The 16,078-nt window shown below is 67.6% G+C and carries 12 protein-coding genes; 9 read left to right on the plus strand and 3 right to left on the minus strand.

The features are described 5' to 3' along the window. Nucleotides 1-3: 3 nt before the first annotated feature. The 4 genes from astB to AB4Y42_RS15415 all read left to right on the plus strand — a co-directional run bounded on the left by astB (nucleotide 4) and on the right by AB4Y42_RS15415 (nucleotide 5,235). Nucleotides 4-1,344 (plus strand): N-succinylarginine dihydrolase, encoded by a 1,341-nt coding sequence (gene astB / locus AB4Y42_RS15400; RefSeq protein ID WP_368694651.1) that lies wholly within the window; start codon nucleotides 4-6, stop codon nucleotides 1,342-1,344. Then, complete coding sequence (gene astE / locus AB4Y42_RS15405) at nucleotides 1,328-2,380, plus strand: succinylglutamate desuccinylase (RefSeq protein ID WP_368694652.1); 1,053 nt, start codon at nucleotides 1,328-1,330, stop codon at nucleotides 2,378-2,380. Before astB ends, astE begins: the two co-directional genes overlap by 17 nt. 330 nt (nucleotides 2,381-2,710) lie before the next feature. Next, the gene (locus AB4Y42_RS15410) at nucleotides 2,711-3,520 is read left to right on the plus strand and encodes an ABC transporter substrate-binding protein (protein WP_368694653.1); all 810 of its coding nucleotides are present in this window, start codon (nucleotides 2,711-2,713) and stop codon (nucleotides 3,518-3,520) included. 329 nt (nucleotides 3,521-3,849) lie between these two features. After that, on the plus strand, nucleotides 3,850-5,235 hold the full coding sequence (locus AB4Y42_RS15415; protein WP_368694654.1) for an EAL and HDOD domain-containing protein: 1,386 nt from the start codon (nucleotides 3,850-3,852) through the stop codon (nucleotides 5,233-5,235). 70 nt (nucleotides 5,236-5,305) lie between these two features. Here AB4Y42_RS15415 and AB4Y42_RS15420 read toward each other — a convergent pair whose 3' ends face one another. Together AB4Y42_RS15420 and AB4Y42_RS15425 are read right to left on the minus strand one after the other, a co-directional pair. Then, the gene (locus AB4Y42_RS15420) at nucleotides 5,306-6,748 is read right to left on the minus strand and encodes an HDOD domain-containing protein (RefSeq protein WP_368694747.1); all 1,443 of its coding nucleotides are present in this window, start codon (nucleotides 6,746-6,748) and stop codon (nucleotides 5,306-5,308) included. Nucleotides 6,749-6,796: 48 nt separating this feature from the next. After that, entirely contained in the window at nucleotides 6,797-8,770 is a 1,974-nt protein-coding gene (locus AB4Y42_RS15425; protein ID WP_368694655.1) for a putative bifunctional diguanylate cyclase/phosphodiesterase, read from the minus strand. Between the two features lie 408 nt (nucleotides 8,771-9,178). Between AB4Y42_RS15425 and AB4Y42_RS15430 the strand changes: the two genes are divergently transcribed. From AB4Y42_RS15430 to AB4Y42_RS15450, 5 genes are all read left to right on the plus strand, one after another. Then, a complete protein-coding gene (locus AB4Y42_RS15430) occupies nucleotides 9,179-10,471 on the plus strand; it encodes an EAL and HDOD domain-containing protein (protein WP_368686472.1) in 1,293 nt (430 codons plus the stop codon). Between the two features lie 163 nt (nucleotides 10,472-10,634). Continuing rightward, nucleotides 10,635-11,198 carry a peroxiredoxin gene (locus AB4Y42_RS15435; protein WP_368694656.1) on the plus strand — a complete coding sequence of 188 codons (564 nt, stop codon included), beginning with the start codon at nucleotides 10,635-10,637 and terminating at the stop codon, nucleotides 11,196-11,198. A 128-nt stretch (nucleotides 11,199-11,326) separates the two neighbouring features. After that, a complete protein-coding gene (locus tag AB4Y42_RS15440) occupies nucleotides 11,327-11,794 on the plus strand; it encodes a hypothetical protein (RefSeq protein ID WP_368694657.1) in 468 nt (155 codons plus the stop codon). 83 nt (nucleotides 11,795-11,877) lie between these two features. Then, nucleotides 11,878-12,420, plus strand: coding sequence for a hypothetical protein (locus AB4Y42_RS15445; RefSeq protein ID WP_368686469.1), 543 nt, complete (start codon nucleotides 11,878-11,880; stop codon nucleotides 12,418-12,420). A gap of 43 nt (nucleotides 12,421-12,463) precedes the next feature. Then, nucleotides 12,464-12,727: a hypothetical protein gene (locus AB4Y42_RS15450; RefSeq protein WP_368686468.1), complete on the plus strand. Its 264-nt coding sequence runs from the start codon at nucleotides 12,464-12,466 to the stop codon at nucleotides 12,725-12,727. Between the two features lie 47 nt (nucleotides 12,728-12,774). On the opposite strand, the gene AB4Y42_RS15455 is transcribed toward AB4Y42_RS15450, so the two are convergent. Next, a complete protein-coding gene (locus AB4Y42_RS15455; RefSeq protein ID WP_368694658.1) occupies nucleotides 12,775-16,074 on the minus strand; it encodes an efflux RND transporter permease subunit in 3,300 nt (1,099 codons plus the stop codon). Nucleotides 16,075-16,078 lie beyond the last annotated feature (4 nt).

Raw genomic sequence — 16,078 nt, forward strand, 5'->3', positions numbered from 1 at the left:
ACGATGCAAACCCTTGAAGCCAACTTCGACGGACTCGTCGGCCCCACGCACAACTACGCCGGGCTGTCGTTCGGCAACGTCGCCTCGCAGAGCAACGAGAAGTCCGTCGCGAACCCGCGCGCCGCGGCGCAGCAGGGCTTGCGCAAGATGAAGCGGCTCGCCGACCTCGGCTTCGCGCAAGGTGTGCTGCCGCCGCAGGAGCGGCCGTCCATGCGGTTGCTGCGCGAGCTGGGCTTCGGCGGTAAGGATGCCGAAGCGATTGCGCGCGCCGCGAAGGACGCGCCCGAACTGCTCGCTGCGGCAAGCTCCGCGTCGGCCATGTGGACCGCGAATGCGGCGACGGTGAGCCCTTCGGCGGATACGCCGAACCGGCGCGTGCACTTCACACCCGCGAACCTGTGCAGCAAGCTGCATCGCGCGATCGAGCATGAGGCCACGCGCCGCACGCTTTCCACGGTGTTCGCGGACCCGTCGCACTTCGTCGTGCACGAGGCGCTGCCCGGCACGCCCGCGCTCGGCGACGAAGGCGCGGCCAACCATACGCGCTTCAGCGCGCAGTACGGCGAGCGCGGCGTGGAGTTCTTCGTGTACGGGCGCAGCGAATACCGTCGTGGACCGGAGCCCAAGCGCTTCCCGGCGCGGCAGACGTTCGAGGCGAGCCGCGCCATCGCGCAGCGCCACGGCCTGACCGATGCGGGCACCGTGTTCGCGCAGCAGAATCCGGATGTGATCGACGCCGGCGTGTTCCATAACGACGTGATCGCCGTGGGCAACCGCAGCACGCTGTTTTGCCACGAGCGCGCGTTCGTCGACCAGAAGGCGGTCTACGACGAGTTGCGCACGAAGCTCGCGGCGTACGACGCGCCGTTCCACGTGATCGAAGTGCCCGAAGCGCGCGTGAGCGTGGCCGACGCGGTGTCGTCCTATCTCTTCAACAGCCAGTTGCTGAGCCGCGCGGACGGCACGCAGATTCTCGTCGTGCCGCAGGAGTGCCGCGAGAATCCGCACGTGGCGATCTACCTCGACGAACTGGTCGCGAGCAGCGGGCCGGTCGACGAAGTGCTCGTGTTCGACCTGCGCGAGAGCATGAAGAACGGCGGCGGCCCGGCGTGCCTGCGTCTGCGCGTGGTGCTCAGCGCGGAGGAGCGCGCGGCGACGGCGCCTGGCGTGTGGATGAACGACGCGCTCTTCACGCGCCTCGACGGCTGGATCGAGCGGCACTATCGCGACCGGCTCGCGCCGCAGGACCTGACCGATCCGGCGCTGCTCGTCGAGTCGCGCACGGCGCTCGACGAACTCACGCAGATTCTCGGCCTCGGATCGCTCTATGACTTCCAGCGCTGATACCCCGCTCGCGAACTTTCTCGCGTACACGCTCGCGGGCTCGCGTCCGGCCACGCCCGCAGCGGCGCGTGGCGAATGCGCGGGCGGCGTGCGCTGGCAGTGGCTCGACGAGGGCGTGCTGGAGCTGGAACCGGCACGCATCGACGAGACGACGCGCAGCGTGTTGCTGTCGGCAGGCGTGCACGGCGACGAAACGGCGCCGATCGAACTGCTCTCGCAGCTCGTGGCCGACATCGCGGCGGGCCGCGCGCCGCTCGCCTGCCGCGTGCTCGCGGTGCTCGGCAATGCCGGCGCGATGCGCGCCGGCGAGCGCTATCTCGACGACGATCTGAACCGCCTGTTCGGCGGCCGCCATGCGCGTGTGCCGGCGAGCCGCGAGGCGCCGCGCGCCGTGGCGCTCGAAGCGGCGGCGCAGCGCTTCTTTGCGAAGGCCGCGAGTTCCGCCGACGCGCCGTACGCGCGCTGGCACCTCGACATGCATACGGCGATCCGCGCTTCGGCGTTCGAGCAGTTCGCGCTGCTGCCTCATACGGGCGAGCCGCCCGCGCGCGCGATGCTCGAATGGCTCGCCGACGCACGCATCGCGGCCGTGCTGATCCACACCGAGAAGGGCGCGACCTTGTCGTCGTTTACGGCCGAAACGTGCGGGGCGCTCGCCTGCACGCTCGAACTGGGCAAGGTGCGTCCGTTCGGCCAGAATGACCTGGCGCGCTTCGCCGGTGCCGATGCCGCCGTGCGCCGTCTCGTGGCGGGAGAGTTGTCGTTGCCGAAGGGCGCGCAGATGCCGCGCATTTTCACGGTGATCGGCCAGATCACGAAGCAGAGCGCGGCGCTCAAGCTCAACGTGGCCGCCGACGTGGCCAACTTCACCCCGTTCCCGCGCGGCGAGGTGCTGGCGGAAGACGGCGCCTACCGCTACGTCGTGCAGCACGACGAGGAGCGCATCGTGTTTCCGAATCCGGGCGTGAAGCCGGGCTTGCGCGCGGGCCTGCTCGTCGTCGATACGACCCGCGAGACGCTCGCCGCGCTCGCCTGAGCGCTAGCCGCACGCGCACGCGCTCTCCCGCGCTTGCGCAGCCACGACACCCACTTGCATGTTCGAACGCAGCGCGTGAGCTCGCCGCCGCGCGCGGGCGCGCCATGCGCCGCTTGCCGCCCGCGGGGCGGGGCGCCGGCGCCGTCGCGGTACAATCGCGCCCTCGCGGTTGTTGCGGCGCACCACACACGGTGCGCGCGATTGAGCCGTGTGGTTGGCGCAGCGATCCTGTGCCGGCGCCGGGAAGCCGTTTTTTAGCCGCGAATCGAACCATGAAACGGCAAGAACGGGTTTCGCCGGCGCACCCAATCTGACTGGAAAGAGACACTGATGAAGACGAACTGGAACAAGCTGGCAACGCTCGCATTCTGCGCGGCCGCCATGACGGCAGGCGCGGCAGGCGCGGCAGGGGCCGCACACGCCGCCGATATCAAGGAAATCCGCTTTGGCGTGGAGGCGTCGTACGCGCCGTTCGAATCGAAGTCGCCCGCAGGCGAACTGCAGGGCTTCGATATCGACGTGGGCAATGCCGTCTGCGCGAAGCTCAAGGCAAAGTGCATGTGGGTGGAAAACTCGTTCGACGGTCTGATCCCGGCGCTGCAGGCGCGCAAGTTCGCCGCGATCAATTCCGACATGTCGATCACGGACCAGCGCCGCCAGGCCATCGACTTCACCGACCCGATCTACGCGATTCCGAACCAGATGATCGCGAAGAAGGGCAGCACGCTGCAGCCCACGCCCGAGTCGCTCAGGGGTAAGCACGTGGGCGTGCTCCAGGGCACGATCCAGGAAACCTACGCGAAAGCGAAGTGGGCGCCGGCGGGCGTCGACGTCGTGCCGTACCCGACGCAGGACCAGATCTACGCGGACCTCGTGTCGGGCCGCCTCGACGCCTCGTTTCTCGACGCCGAAGCTGCCTCCAAGGGCTTCCTGAACAAGCCGCAGGGCGCGGCCTTCGCGTTCGCGGGCCCGCAGGTCGTGGATGTCAAACTGCTTGGCGAGGGCGTGGGCTACGGCGTGCGCAAGAACGATGCGGCGCTCAAGACCGCCTTGAACGGCGCGCTCAAGGACCTGAAGGCGGACGGCACGCTCGACCGCATCGCGGCGAAGTATTTCGACGTGAAGGTCGTGCTGAAGTAATCGGCCCGCATCGATAGATCGATAGACCGGCCGGCTGGACGAAATCCAGCCGGCCGGTTTTTTTGCGCCTTTACTTCGGATTGCGTATCAAATCGTTCTTGCGTCGAGCGGCAACGCAGCGCCGGTGACGCGTGCGGCACTGCAAAAACTACAAAAAAATCCCGCGGATCGCGCAGAACTTCATTTCCGCGCCTTACTTGCCAGGATAAAATCGACACAAGAAAGTGCCGCGTCCGGCGCGCAATGTGTGCGAAGCGCAAACGGTTGCGGCATGCCAGGAAACAAGACCAAAGCGCCGCCATGCGCGCGGCGCCGCGCGGGGGGACCCCATGAGCTTCAACGCCGCAGACCGGCCGCAGATGTCAGGAGTCGCGGGCAGCACGCAGTCGCCGGAACACGCCGGCCCGCCCATCGACGTGTATTTCGCGCGCCAGCCGATGCTCGACCGGGAGGGCCTCCTCTGCGCGTTCGAGACGTCGCCGCGCCTCGTGGACCGGCGCGAAAGCGCCGAAATCGAACAAGAGGCCGAAGCGGCCGCCAAAGACCAGGCCTCGGGCCTGACGCCCAAGCCTTCCGCCACGAGCACTGCGCTCCTCAAAAGCTTCGCCGCGCCCGGCTTGCGCGCCTCGCTCGCGGGCCATCCCGCCTGGCTCGACATGACGCGCGATGCGCTTTTCCACGACGGCCTGCTGCGCGTGAGCCCCGAGCGCGTCATGCTCGAGTTGCCCGTGGACATCGGCGCGGACGCGGACCTGATCGCGCGGCTCGTCGAGCTGCACCGCCGCCGCTACCGCTTCGCGCTCGACCACGTGTCGAAGGCGGATGAGTCGCTCGCGAAACTGCTGCCATATGTGGACGCCATCAAGATCGATATCCGCGAGATCGCGCCCGAGGTGCTGCCGAAGTTCGCGAGCGTGATGAAGGCGGCGGGCAAGCTTCTCGTGGCCATCGGCGTCGAGACCCAGGAAGACTATCAGCGCACGCACGCACTCGGCTTCGACCGCTTCCAGGGCTACTTCTTCGCGAAACCGCACGGCGGCGCGCGCCGCTCCAGCGCGCCGCGCCAGGCGCTGCTGAACCTGCTGCATCTGCTTGCGGCCGAACCCACCGTCGCGCAGCTCGAAGCGGAACTGAAGCTCAACCCCGTGCTCGTGATGCATCTGATGCGGCTCGCCAACTCGGGCAGCATGAACATCGGCCGCAAGGTGACGACGCTGCGCGAGGCGATCAATGCGACCGGCACCAACGCGATCGCGCGCTGGACGCAGTTGCTGCTCTACGCCGACGGCCGCAAGATCGCCGCCGAAGACGACCCGCTGCTGCAACTCGTGGCCACGCGCGCGCGCTTCATGGAAATCGCGGTGACGCAGCTTGCCAAGGCACACCTCGAAGAGGAAGACGCGGCGTTCCTCGTGGGGGTGTTCTCGTTCGTCGAGGCGGTGTTCGGCGGTCCGCTCGAAAGCACGCTCGAAGTCCTCACGCTGGCCAAGCCGATCCGCACGGCGATCGTGAAGCGCGAGGGCGCGCTCGGGCGGCTGCTCGAACTTTCCGAGGCGCTCGAGCGTGCGGACTGGGCCCGCGTGGATGCGCTGTGCGCGGAACTCGAGCCGCTCGACGCCGCGACGGTCGCGGCGATCACGCTCACGGCCGCGGAATGGGCGGGCACGTCCGGCCGCGACGCGGAAGACGAGGGGCTGGAACGGATCGAGGATTGAGCGGGCGGGGCGGTGCCGCGAAGCGATGCGGCGCCGCGCTCAGTCAAGATTCAGTCGGGACAGGCAGGACTCAGGCGGTCTGCGGTACGTGCGTGAAGAAGCGCGCGAGCTGCTGCGCGAGGTCGTTCAACGCGCTCATCTCTTTCTGTGAAATGCGGCGCGGCTCCTGGTTCACGAGCCAGTCGCCGTACATCAGCGCAACGGGTTCGACGCCAGGCGCGCCCACGGGCAGCAGGACGAACGCGCGCGCGTCGTCGAAGCTCGAGCGATACCAGCCGGGCAGGCGCGCGAGAATCTTCGCGTCGCGCGCATTCTCGATGAAGATGCCGACCTTGTTCGCGATGGCAAGGTGAAACACGTCGGGCTGGAACGCGGCGGAGAACGCGAGCTTGGGCAGCACGTCGCCCATGTGGGGGCCGAAGCCGTGCTGCGCCTCGAACATGTTCGCGCCGCGTCGCACGAACACCACGCTGCGTGCGAAACCGAGGCCCGCGAGCACGGTTTCGGTTGCGAGCGTGAGGGCGGTGCTCAGCGCGCTGTCGGCCGGCAATGCGCGCAGGTCCTCGACGCCGGCCGCAATGCGCGCCTCGGGATCGAGCGCTTCGCGGGCGATGGCGTCGGCGTTGGCGCGCAATTCGACGATCTCGCGCATCACGCCGTCTTCGGCTTCCTCGCGCGCGAGCGCGAGGCTCATCTGCACGAGCACATCGGCATCGGTCGAGAGCGCGCGGCCGTAGTGCTGCGCAAGCTCGGCGATATGCGTCTCGCGCATCTCTTCGGAGAGGCCCTGGGTGGTCAGCACGCGCGCGACTTCGGTCGAATAGTTCGTGATGGCGCGCAGCCACTGCACGTCGCGCGGTTCCTTGTCGGCCGGGTCGTACTGGCGCATGCCCGAACGGATCGTGTCGGGCAGGCGCCAGCGCGTGGCGGCTTCGAGGCCGAGTTCTTCGAAGGTCACGCCGAGCACTTCGAGGCAGGCCTCGTCGTCGCTCGAGCCTGCATCGATCTCGCGGCGGATCTGGTCCCACTCGGGTTCGAGATAGAACACCACGAGCAGCTTGCCCACCTGGCGCATCAGCGTGCAGACCACGGCCTCTTCGCCCGCGCGCAGGTCGCCGTGCTCGGTGAGCTTGCGTGCGACGCAGCCCGAGAGCATGGTGCGGTTCAGTTCGAGCTTGGCGTCGATGCGGCGCGGCGCGCTGTGGTGAAAGTGATCGACGATCTTCAGGCCGACGACGAGATGGCCGACCGCGTCCATGCCGAGGACCATCAGCGCGCGCGTGACGGTCGTGATGTTGCCGCCGAACGCCATGTACATGGCCGAATTGGCGAGACGCAGCACCTTCTGCGTGAGCGCAAAATCCGAGAGCACGACCTTCACGAGCGCGCTGAAATCGTAGTCGTCGTTGGTCATCGCCGCGACCGTGGTGCGCAGCGATTGCGACAGCAAGGGGAAGTCCCCGCGTTCATTCATGCGGGCCCACAAGCGGTCTAGCAGGACGGCCTTTACCATCTGAACCATGTCAATTTCGCGAAAGCCCTGCGGTTTGCGATGCCCGCATCATTGCACCTCGTGCACGTGCAACGCACCCGAAACGAAGCGCTGCTGCAATTCTTCTGAAGGCAGCGCCTTGCAGACGAGCCATCCCTGGATGTGCTCGCAACCCATGTTCGTCAGCAGCTCGCGCTGCGCCTCCGTCTCCACGCCCTCGGCCACGAGCTCGAGATCGAGCGTACGCGCGAGCCCCACCACCGCGTTGACGATCGCCTGATCGTTGCGCGAAGTGATGAGGTTCTCGACGAAGCTTCGATCGATCTTCAGCTTCGAGAGCGGGAAGCGCTGCAGGTACGCGAGACTCGAATACCCGGTGCCGAAGTCGTCCACCGCGAAGCGAATGCCAAGCGACGTGAACTCTTCGAGCAGCGTTTTCGCATGCTGCGGATCGTGCATGAGCAGGCTTTCGGTGATCTCGAACACGAGCCGGCACGGATCGACTCCGGTGAGCTCGATCGCCTCCTCGACACTTTCCCTGAACCGCGGATTGCGGAACTGCTGGGGCGAGACATTGACCGCCACGTACTGCAGCTCGATGCCTTGCTCGTCCCATTGGGTCAGTTGCATACAGGCAGCCTTCAAAACCCAGTTGCCGAGATAATTAATCAGGCCGACGGATTCCGCAAGCGGAATAAATGTTGAAGGCGGCACGAGACCGTGCAATGGATGTTGCCAGCGGATCAATGCCTCCACGCCGACCACGCCGCGCGACGCGCTGCTCGTGATGGGCTGGAAGTGTAGCGAGAATTCGCCGTTGCGCACACCGTCGTAGAGGTCCGACTCCAGCTTCAGGCGCATGGCGTCGGTGGGATCGTCGACGGGCACGTGCAACGTCAGCGTGTTGCCGCCGATCGCCTTGGCCTGCTGCAGCGCCTGGTCCGCGCGGCGGATGAGCGGCGTGGTGTCGGCGCCGGCATCGGCGTCGCTCAGGCCGGAGGCATCCGGGCGCTGGTCCGGATGGAACGCAATGCCGATGCTCGCCGAAAGGTGCACGGGCTGGTTGCGAAACGAGTACGGCTGCAGGATGGAGGTGAGCAGGCGGCGGCCGAGCGCTTCGGCGGCCGCGCGCACTTCGTCGGGCGCGGCGTGGCGTTGCGGCGTGATCAGGATGGCGAACTCGTCGCTGCCGATGCGCGCGATCATTTCGCCCTGCAGCGCGAGGTGGGTGAGGCGCCGCGCGGTTTCGCGCAGCAGCTCGTCGCCGGCGTCATAGCCGAGCGCGCGGTTCACGCGCTGATAGTCGTCGAGGTCGAGCAGCAGCAGCGCCACCGGCACGCCGAAATGGTCCGCGTCGGCCTGGGCGCGCTGCAGCGCGGGCGCAAGCGCGGTCTGGTTGGGCAGGCCGGTGAGCGGGTCGTGATGGAGCGCGTGGGTGAGCGCGGCCTCGGTGCCTTGCCAGCCGGAGACGTCGAAGCCCGCCACGGCGAAGCCGGCCGTCTCGCCATACTGTGCGCGCTGCACGCGCAGCTCCACGGGAAGCGGGTAGGTGAGGGCCTTGACGAGGTCGACCGTGTCTTTTTCCACGGCGCCGCTGTGCGCGGCGCGCGCGATCAGCGCCTCGAGGCGCTCGTGATGCTCGGGCGTGACGATGTCGGCGAGCGTCGCGCCGAGCAGGAACTCGCGGTGATACCCCGCGAAGCGCAGGCTCGCGTCGGAGACGTAAAGAAAGTGCAGCCTCGCGTCCACGTGGACGAGGAAGTCCACCGCCGCGGCCGTGTTCTCGAACGAGAGCGAAACGGCGTCGGCGTAGTCGGGTCCGGCTGCGGGAGTTGAGAGGGGCACGAGCGGCGCGGCGCCCTGGTCGACGGCGGCTTCGGCCGCTTGCGCTGCACCCAGTGCCTGCGCGGCATGAGAGGCGTTCGCGTCGCCAGGCATGGGCGGGTCGCCGGCAATGCCCTTGAGGCCGGCAAGCGCGTAAAACCGGTCGACGACCGTGCGCAACCAGCCCTGGCGGGGCGCGGAGATCCTGTTCGCTTCCATGTCTGTCGCTGGCAACCCTTTGTTTGTCTGTGGCGTCCCGGCCGGTTTCCATATCCGGCTGAAGCCGCCCATCAGAGCAAGTTATCGACCCCGGACGGGAAATCTTTAGCCGCGGCGACCGAAAAAACACCTCACGCATAAACGTGACGGGAGATCGGTGCGGTGGCGTCCAGATTCGGTTAAAGTGGCGCCGGTCGAGACGCCGTTCGCCATGCGCGATGGGTCGGCGCGCGTGAAGCGCCCGTCTTGCGGGCCGCAGGGGCGGCCCGGCGCGTCGGCGGCCATTACCGGCCATTCCATCCGTACGAGTCATCCGCCATGTCCGATTCATCGTCAGCGTTTGCCGCGCCGGCAAGCGAGGCTGCGCGAGACGATGCGGGCAGGGGCACCCCTGGTTCCGCGCCTTCTATGCCGTCAGCTTCACAACCCGGCCTTGCTCCCGGGTCATCAACCGGTCCGCAGCCGTTCGTCTATCTCGGGCGGCAGCCTATTCTCGATCGCAATGGCGCGCTCAACGCCTATGAGCTGCTGTTCCGCGGCGGCGCGCAGAACCGCGCGGACGTCGACGACGACGCGCTCGCCACGGCCCAGGTGATGACGCGCACGATCGGCCAGCTCGGCGTGCCCGCGGTGCTCGGCCGTCACTACGGCTACGTCAACATCAGCCGCGAGCTGCTGTTCGACGACATCGTGCATCTGCTGCCGCCGGGCCGCTTCGTGCTGGAGGTGCTCGAACACGTGCGCTTCGACGCCGCGGTGCTGGAGCGTCTCGCGCAACTGCGCCGCGCCGGCTACCGCATTGCCTTCGACGACGTGTGCGAGATCACGGAGAACCTGCTGCGCGCCTTGCCGTACGCGGACATCATCAAGGTCGACCTGCTGCAGACCGAGCGCGCGGCGCTGCCCGGCCTCGTCGCGAGCCTCGCCGCGCACGGCAAGACGCTGATCGCCGAGAAGGTCGAGACGGGCGAGGACTTCGAACTGGCCTCGTCGCTCGGCTTCGAGCTGTTTCAGGGCTACTTCTTCGCGCGCCCGCAGGTGCTGCGCGCGCCGCGCGTGCGCGCTTCGCGCCTCGCGCTCGTACGCCTGCTCGCGCTGGTGGCCAACGACGTCGGCACGGCCGAACTCGAGCGCGAACTGCGCAGTCACCCGGGCGTAGTGGTGCAACTGCTGCGCCTCGTCAATTCGAGCGCGTACTCGCCGGGGCGGCCGATTTCGTCGCTGCGCGAAGCGGTGCTCGCGGCGGGCACGCGCCAGATCGCGCGCTGGGCGCAACTGCTGCTTTACGCGAGCGGACGCGACCTGCCCTGGGGCTCGGACCCGCTCGTGCAGCTCGCGGGCACGCGCTCGCACTTCATGGAGCTTGCCGCACGCAGCCTGAGCCCGCAGGACCCCGATTTCGCCGATGCCGCCTTCATGACCGGCATCTTCTCCCTCGTGCACGTGCTGGTGGGTTCGACGCCTGAGAACACGCTCGATCGTCTCGGCCTTGCGCGCGAGATCGTCGAGGCCGTCGACGGTCATCGCGGCGAGCTCGGCACGCTGCTGCGCATCGCGACCGCGGCCGAGCGCGGCGATCACGACGGCGCGCAGCGTCTCGCGCGCGAGGCGGGCGGCATGTTCAACGCGCTCACGCCGCCGCTGCTCGGCGAGTTGAACCTGTGGGCCGGCGCGTGGTTCACGGCGTATGCCGAGGGTTGAAACCAGATCGTAAGGTTGGCGCCGGGGGGGCGCGCTGCGGGTGCCGCAATTGTGTGATCCAATATTGGTATCGCCGCAGCGTCATGCGTCTCATTTGCATGATGGGCAAGACCCGCGGGCAAAACGCGCGCCGGCGTGGCGATTCAACTCGAGGGCATTTGACATGAAACCGAGGTTCTTTGCGGCGGGAGCCGCGGCGCTCGTCTGCGCCGGGCTTGCGCTCTTTACGCTGTCTGCACAGGCGACACTGAAGCCGGGCGATGCCGCACCCGACTTCACGACCCAGGCATCGCTGGGTGGCAAGACCTACACCTATTCGCTCGCTTCGGAGCTGAAGAAAGGGCCGGTGGTGGTGTACTTCTACCCGGCCGCGTTCACGAAGGGTTGCACGATCGAGGCGCACGAATTCGCTGAAGCGGTCGATCAGTACAAGCAGTACGGCGCGACCGTGATCGGCGTTTCGCACGACAACATCGACACGCTCACGAAGTTCTCGGTGAGCGAGTGCCGCAGCAAGTTCCCGGTGGCCGCCGACGAAGACTCGAAGATCATCAAGTCGTACGACGCGTCGATGCCGATGCACGAGTCGATGGCCAATCGCGTCTCGTATGTGATCGCGCCGGACGGCAAGATCATCTACGAATACACGAGCCTGTCGCCGGACCAGCACGTGACGAACACGTTGCGCGCCCTGAAGGAATGGGCCACGCAGCATCCGCAGCAGTAGTGATCGCGAGTCATCGCAAACCGTAGTCGAACGAGGCCCGCCATGCGCGCGGGCCTTGTCGCGATCTATCCCAGACATCCCTCCGCGTTTCGCCCTGGCCTTTCTCTCCCGCCGCACGGATTCCTCGCATGCCGATCGTCGTTGTTCTACTTGCCTTCGCCGCGCTCGTCTACGGCGCGTACTGGTCCTTCAACGCCATCGCGGCGCAGTTCGGCACGGGCGTTGCCGTGGGCGCGGCCGTGCTGGCCGCGGCGTTGTTCGTCGCGCTCATCGCCTGGTGGTGGCGCCGGATGCGCGACGTGGCGCCCAACGTGCGCGGCGAAGGCGACTGGACGCACCGCGTGGCCGGCGCCTGGGGCGAGGCCCGTCTCGCGGCCGGCAAGCGCTTTTGCGAGCTGACGCAGGGCGGCGCGCATGGCGCGTATATCTTCGCCGACCTGCAAGGCGCGCAGTCGGCGCGCGATGCCAATGGCTGGCACGTGGCGCTGCGTGTGGCCGATCCGAAGCGCCCGCTCTGGCAACTGCCGATGCAAAGCGAGCGCGAAGCGAAGCGCTGGGCGCGCATTTTCACGCTGGCGATCGCGCAGAAACTCTGAGCGTCGCGACCGCGTCGAACGTTCCGGCCGCGCCGCTGTCCCAACAAGTTCCCGGCACTCCCGGCCGGCAACGCACACTCGATATGTCACGAAAACCCTGGATCGCGGCGGCCCTGATCGCCGTCTGCGCCACGCTGCTCGCGGCGTGCGACCAGCAAAAGGTCGCCGACGCCGTCAACGCGATCAAGCCCGATTCGATGGCGTTCGGCGGCCTGCGCATTGGCGTGTCGACGGTCGAGGACGTACGCCGGCAGGCGGGCAAGCCCGAAATGGTGTGGGAGGACGACGACGGCGCGCAGCGCCTCGAATACCCGCGCGGGCCCAACGGCCTCACCACGTGGATGCTCGACTTCGACGCGAACGGCAGGCTCGTGGCGATGACCCAGGCGCTCACGGCGCAGAATATCGCGCAGGTCGTGCCGGGCATGCCGCAGGACGAAGTGCGGCGCCTGCTCGGCAAGCCGGCCACGGTAGCAAAATACGCGTTGAGCCACGAGGAAGTGTGGAGCTGGCACTGGGCCGAAGGCGGCGTGGCGGGGGACGGCATGTTCAACGCCCATTTCGCGCCGGATGGACTCGTGGTGAGGACGTCGCGCTCGGACGCACCGGGCCACGAGCAGCATTGAGTCGGCGAGCGCATCGATCGCGCCAGCCGCAAGGAGGAAGCAGATGAAACGTATCGCGTTGCTATGGCATGTGGTGAAGGGCGATGCGCGCGTGCTGTGGCACGCGCTGCGCCAGCCGGGGCGTCCCGTGTGGCTCGTGCCCGCCACGGCGCTGCTCGCGCTCTATGCGCTCGATCCGTTCAATCTCGCGATGCCGGTCGCCGGTGTCGTGGACGACGGCATCATCGTGCCGCTGTTGCTGCATCTGATCGTGCGGTGCCTGCCGGCGCATTTGCGCCGGCGCGAGCCCCGACGGGCACGCGCATAAAGAAACGGCTGAAGCCACGCTTCAGCCGTTGTCTACAGCAGGAACGCTCACTCCGCCTGCGCTGCGGGCGCCGCGCGCCCGCGCTTCGCATCCCACCACACGCGCAGCCGGTCCATGTACAGGTACACCACCGGCGTCGTATAGAGCGTAAGCATCTGGCTCACGATCAGACCGCCCACGATCGAAATGCCGAGCGGCGCGCGCAGCTCCGCGCCTTCGCCGCGCCCGAACGCGAGCGGCAGCGCGCCGAGCAGCGCCGCACAGGTGGTCATCATGATCGGCCGGAAGCGCAGCAGGCAGGCCTGGTAGATCGCATCGCGCGAACTCAGCCCCTCACGCGACGCCTGGATCGCGAAGTCCACCATCATGATCGCGTTCTTCTTCACGATGCCGATCAGCAGAATCACGCCGATCAGCGCGATGATGCTGAACTCCGTCTTGAAGAGCAGCAACGCGAGCAGCGCGCCCACGCCCGCCGACGGCAAGGTGGAGAGAATCGTGAGCGGGTGGATGTAGCTCTCGTAGAGAATGCCCAACACGATATACACGGCCGCGAGCGCCGCGAGAATCAGCAGCGGCTGGTTGTCGAGCGACTGCTGGAACGCCTGCGCCGTGCCCTGGAAGCTGCCGTGAATCGTCGCGGGCATGCCGATCTCGCCCATCGTGTCGTAGATCGCCTGGGTGGCGTCGGAGAGCGATTTGCCGGGCGGCAGGTTGAACGAGATCGTCGAGGCCACGAACTGGCTCTGGTGATTCACCGAAAGCGGCGTCGTGCCGGGGCCGAACGAGGCGATCGACGAGAGCGGCACCATGGTCTCCTTCGACGTGGACACCGCCGCGCCCGACGACGCGCTCGACTTGCCGCTCGCGGCGAGCGAGTTGGTCGCGAGGTTGCGCGCCGAATCGGCGGCGATGGCCGCGGCGCTCGTCGCCGTGGTGGCGGCCGTGCCGCCCGTCGAGGCGGTGGTGGGGCCCGTCACCGTGCCGGCCGTCGCGTTGGTGCTCTGCGCGCCGCTCGCCGTGCCGCCCGAGGTGCTCACCCAGATCTCGTTGAGCATGGTCGGGCTCTGCCAGTACTTCGGCGCGACTTCCATCACCACGTGGTACTGGTTGAGCGGGTTGTAGATCGTCGAGACCTGGCGCTGGCCGAACGCGTCGTAGAGCGTGTTGTCGATCTGCGAGGGCGTGATGTTCAGCCGCGCGGCGCTCTGCCGGTCGATGTTGATCATCGACTCGAGGCCGCCTTGCTGCTGGTCCGAGTTCACGTCGGCGAGTTCGGGACGCGCCTGCAGCGCCTCGGTGAGCTTCGGCCCCCACTTGTAGAGATCGGCGGTGTTGTCCGCGAGCAGCGTGAACTGGTACTGCGCGTTCGACTGCCGGCCGCCCACGCGAATGTCCTGCACCGCCTGCAGGAAGGTGCGCGCGCCCGCCACGTTCGAGAGCGGCCCGCGCAGTTGCGCGATCACCTCGTCGGCGGAAAGCTTGCGCTCGCTCTTGGGCTTGAGCGAGACGAACATGAAGCCCGAGTTGGTCGCGCGCCCGCCTGAGAATCCCGCGACCGATTCCACGGCCGGGTTCGCCTGCACGATACGCATCATCTCGGCGAACTTCACCTTCATCGCCTGGAACGAGGTGGACTGGTCGGCCTGGATGCCACCGACCAGGCGCCCCGTGTCCTGCTGCGGAAAGAAGCCCTTGGGCACGACCACGTAGAGCGCGACGTTGAGCGCGATCGTCGCGATGAGCGTGAGCAGGATGACGAACGGATGCGTGAGCGCCCAGCCGAGCGTGCGCTCGTAGCCGCCCTGCAGGCGCTGGAAGCCGCGTTCGAGCCACTGCGCGAAGCGGCCTTCTTCCTTCTTCTCGTGCGCCTCTTCGAGCAGGCGCGAGCACATCATCGGCGTGAGCGTGAGCGAGACGGCCAGCGACACCGCAATGGCGAGCGAGAGCGTGAGCGCGAACTCGCGGAACAGGCGCCCGACGATGCCGCCCATCAGCAGAATCGGCAGGAACACAGCGACGAGCGACACGCTGATCGAGAGCACCGTGAAGCCCACCTCGCGCGCGCCGAGCAGCGCCGCCTTCATGCGTGGCACGCCGTTTTCGATATGCCGCGAGATGTTCTCCAGCACGACGATGGCGTCGTCCACGACGAAGCCGGTCGCGATGGTGAGCGCCATCAACGAGAGATTGTCGAGCGAGAAGCCCATCAGGTACATCGCCGCGAAGGTGCCGATGATCGAGATGGGCACGGCCACGCTCGGAATGAGCGTCGCGCGCCAGTTGCGCAGGAACAGGAACACCACCATCACGACGAGCGCCACGGCGATGATGAGCGTGTGCTCGGTGTCCTTGAGCGAGGAGCGGATCGTGACCGAGCGGTCGGACGTCGGGATCACCTCGACGTCGGCGGGCAGCGACGCCTTGAGCTGCGGCAGCATGGCGACGACGCGGTCCACGGTCTCGATGATGTTCGCGCCCGGCTGGCGGTAGAGGATCACGAGCACGGAACGCTTGCCGTTGGCGAGGCCGATGTTGCGCAGGTCTTCCACCGAATCGACCACTTCGCCCACGTCGGAGAGCTTCACGCCCGCGCCGTTGCGGTAGGCGATCACGAGGTCCTTGTACTGGCTCGCCTTGCTCGCCTGGTCGTTGGTGTAGAGCTGGAAGCGCTGCGGACCGAATTCGATATCGCCCTTGGGGCTGTTGGCGTTGGCCGAGGCTAGCGCGGCGCGCACGTCTTCGAGGCCGATGCCGTAGTGAAAGAGCGCATGCGGCTCCAGCTCCACGCGCACGGCTGGATTCGCCGAGCCGCTCACGTCGACTTCGCCCACGCCGTCGACCTGCGAGAGCGACTGCTGCAGCACCGTGGCCGCCGAGTCGTAGAGCTGGCCCGCGCTCAAGGTGGGCGAGGTGAGCGCGAGAATCAGGATCGGCGCGTCGGCGGGGTTGACCTTGTGGTAGGTCGGGTTCTGCCGCAAGCTCGTGGGCAGGTCCGCGCGCGCGGCGTTGATCGCCGCCTGCACGTCGCGCGCGGCGCCATCGATGTCGCGGTTCAGGCCGAATTGCAGCGTGATGCGCGTGCTGCCCACCGAGCTTTGCGAGGTCATCTCCGAGACGTCGGCGATCGAGCCGAGGTGCCGCTCCAGCGGGCTCGCCACGCTGGTCGCCACCGTTTCGGGGCTCGCGCCCGGCAAGGTGGCCTGCACGGAGATGGTCGGAAAGTCCACCTGCGGCAAGGGCGCGACCGGCAGCTTCGTGAACGCGAAGAGGCCGGCCAGCGCAATGCCGACGGCGAGCAGCGTGGTCGCGACGGGGCGCGAGATGAACGGGCGCGAGAGATTCATCGCG

Origin of the sequence: Paraburkholderia sp. EG286B, from assembly GCF_040965655.1 — a bacterium.
In the GTDB taxonomy this organism is placed as follows: Bacteria; Pseudomonadota; Gammaproteobacteria; order Burkholderiales; family Burkholderiaceae; genus Paraburkholderia.